General features: G+C 45.8%; 4 protein-coding genes. All 4 read left to right on the top strand.

Annotated features, from left to right (window positions below; translation table 11 throughout):
- The first annotated feature begins 225 nt into the window (after positions 1–225).
- The 4 genes from IE065_RS17755 (at position 226) to IE065_RS17740 (ending at position 2,269) form a co-directional block, all read left to right on the top strand.
- Positions 226–759, top strand: a complete 534-nt coding sequence (locus IE065_RS17755) for a hypothetical protein (protein ID WP_189517640.1) — start codon at positions 226–228, stop codon at positions 757–759.
- Positions 756–1,028 carry a hypothetical protein gene (locus IE065_RS17750; RefSeq protein WP_189517637.1) on the top strand — a complete coding sequence of 91 codons (273 nt, stop codon included), beginning with the start codon at positions 756–758 and terminating at the stop codon, positions 1,026–1,028. The genes IE065_RS17755 and IE065_RS17750 overlap by 4 nt, the downstream gene beginning before the upstream one ends.
- A 230-nt stretch (positions 1,029–1,258) precedes the next feature.
- A complete protein-coding gene (locus IE065_RS17745; protein WP_189517634.1) occupies positions 1,259–1,822 on the top strand; it encodes a hypothetical protein in 564 nt (187 codons plus the stop codon).
- A gap of 3 nt (positions 1,823–1,825) precedes the next feature.
- On the top strand, positions 1,826–2,269 hold the full coding sequence (locus IE065_RS17740) for a hypothetical protein (RefSeq protein WP_189517631.1): 444 nt from the start codon (positions 1,826–1,828) through the stop codon (positions 2,267–2,269).
- The last annotated feature ends 583 nt before the right edge of the window (positions 2,270–2,852 follow it).

Here is a 2,852-nt window from a genome sequence, read left to right as displayed (position 1 = left end):
GCCGCCATCTTCGCGCCTGCCTCTCTACCAGCCAGCCCAATAGTCATACCGGGAAAATGACGCCATGCCTACGATAACGCGTCGGGGTCAAGACTTTGGACCAAGTTTGATCCACTGGGGCTTTATACCACTGAAGAATCTGTTGACGAAGCTTTTGCAGCACAACCTGCATTTATTAGGGGTTTTGCCAAGGCAACAGGCATAGAGCGTTTAATGGGTGGTGCCTTGAAGAACCAAATTCGGGAGACAAATAAGGCAGCGATCACAGGGGATAAGGTTGCAGCTAGCACAACTGCTAAAAATTTTGCGAAGACAATTGCAGTAGATGTAGCTGTTGTTGCGGCAACCCAAGGTATACTTTCGGCCCCCCCGGGTGGAGAGGATAGTGGTGATGAGCAGGAGAATCCCGGAGGACCTACTGCTAGAGATCAGGCTGAGGAAAACGAATCTAATGACCCCAATGGGCCTACTACCACAGAAACAAGAGAGCGCCAAGAACCAGGAGGCGATGGAGGCAAGTCCAGTTTTTCAGAAGAACGAGATGAAAATGGCGATATGGTATCTACAACTCATACTGTAAAGGACGAGGATGGAGAAACAATTCATCAACATCAGGATCATCATGGTCGTCATGGAAGCCGTAGGAGGTTTCCAGATGAATTGACAGGCACTGAAACAGTAGGAGATCCTCCTGTTGAGGACCATCCGCCAACAAGATATATTCCACCAAATGAAAACCACGAAACGGCTGACCCATGATCGATGAGTTAAGAAAAGTAATTAAGAGCGACATATTAGACTATGATACTGCTAAGCTATTAGTTTATTCGAACTGGCAGGGTTGGATTGATAGTTTTCCAAAGGAAACACGTCAGAAGGCTGAATCAACGTTTGTGTTTCTCGAAGGATTTATACACGAGGTTGATGACGGCTTTGTCTCAAAGGGGCATGATCAAGATTCATTTGATCGCGTTAAGCGGTTGTTGGAGCTTATTGACTCTAAAGCCGATACAAGCCAGCCATCGTAGCAATCGTTCTTTGATTGAAAAATATCGCGTCTAGGGAATTTTTTTCCTGCGACTCCATACGCGCTAAATTTTGCGTTCTGTAAGTGATTCTTGCTCAATAGGAAGAATCCACTGCTGGCTATGATTGTCCGTCTGTATCAAGACTTTGGACCAAATTTGATCCACTGGGGCTGACTGTTCATCTAGAAGTCACCCCATCAACCAATGGCAAACTTGCGATTTCTGCTTCTGTGACTGAAGGAGGATTGTTTACCAAGAGGCAAGTCGTAGCTATATATGGTAGAATCAGCACACCTGAAACACTTGAGGGTGATGTAGTTGATATCGCTGTGATGGCAGGTATGCAAGACAAGGAAACCATACTAGGTATGGCAGTGGTTGGTGGCTTAACGATTGGAGAATACCTAAATCAGCAGAATAAGCAGCAAGAGACTTCGCCCGATCAAAGCCAAAGGGATCAGGCGGAGGAAAATCAGGAAACAGTAACAAGATACATGAGCGAAGGTGAGGCCGAAGAAACCAAAAGAACTGGTGAGGTGCCGAATTATGGCAAGGATGGTAAGCCACGGCCAACTCATGTGACGGAAGACGCGCCAACAAATAGTGCATCAGAGGCACAGGAAAAATATGAAATTGAAAAACCGACGCACAGGGTTACTGTACCAAAAGATCGAGCAACAAATGTAGGGCCTGCACCCGATGGAAGGCCGACGACAAGTGGTGGTGGTTCACAAAGTGCTACGCCTGACCCAATACCTGTCGAGCCTAATGAAGTTCAAGAGCTAGAGGATTGAGCCATGAAAAAGAACAATGAAATAATTATTCAGCTAGTAGAACATGGTTCTCAAAATAAGCTACAACTGCCCGATGTTTATTTTGATATACGCTTCTTTGTGAGTGATCGCTTCAGATACTGCTTTTGGTTTGGTCCCTCAGATTCTAATGGCCAGTTAAGAATTACATACGATGAGGTTGAACGAAAAAGGTGTGAGAATAGCCATGAGTCATTGATGGACTATAACACCCCAGTAGAGGAGTTGGATGACCGCATCGAAATTTCAATTCCTAATGTGGCTTCTCAGAAAAAAGCTTATGAAATTGCCACCAGATGGGCTGGCAAAGGCACGCCTCCTCCATATGCAAAGGCATGGTTAGAATCGAATAACAAATTAATATCAGCCGAGCCTCTGACTGCAAAAGTCAGCTCAGGGTTAATATATATTGGAGTTAGTAGGCTGTAGCTTCTCTTTAGCTTGTTCTTTCTGTCCCGCGCCTTGTTCAGGCTCTATAAAAATCGTACCAGAATCTCTACAAGCCAACCATAGGCATGGCGTTTACCAGCATGCCAAGTTCTTTGAAATAAGCGCAAAAGTAGCTTCTCAGCAGATGAACCAATTTATGCTGTGTTTGTTGGTGCTGGATGATTTATTGTTGCCGTCCACGGTCTAAAATTGCCGAATTTAGCTCATGAGATTTTCGCTGAAATCCCGGTTTATTGAGAAAAAAAGTAGCTCGTGCGGTCATATCGGATTGGGTGGGTTATGAGGGCCTTGGCCGAAATCCCTCTGTTTGGAGTGCGGAAAAATCTCAAGGTTTGATGCCGTTTGGCATTAGGAGTTTCGTGACAGTCTCCTTGGGTTCCAAAGGGCTCACCTCCGTCAAAATCCGTGGATATGTCGCTACTACTAAAGGGGGCGCGACCTGAGCGCGCGTTCGCTTGGGGTGATTGCTTCATTTGGTTAAGGTCCAAGGCCTCTAGGGTGCGTTTCATTGAGAGTTATGATGCCTTTTAACAAGGGTAGGGCTTGGCGGTTTTTGGGCCGG

The organism is Cerasicoccus arenae (assembly GCF_014651635.1).
GTDB lineage: Bacteria > Verrucomicrobiota > Verrucomicrobiia > Opitutales > Cerasicoccaceae > Cerasicoccus > Cerasicoccus arenae.
The sequence above is the reverse complement of the archived record's forward strand: the minus strand, read 5'-3'. Positions and strand labels throughout refer to the sequence as shown.

Excerpts from the sequence above, each read along its gene's own strand:
- IE065_RS17750 (WP_189517637.1), top strand. The coding sequence starts at position 756 with ATGATCGATGAGTTAAGAAAAGTAATTAAGAGCGACATATTAGACTAT.
- IE065_RS17740 (WP_189517631.1), top strand. The coding sequence starts at position 1,826 with ATGAAAAAGAACAATGAAATAATTATTCAGCTAGTAGAACATGGTTCT.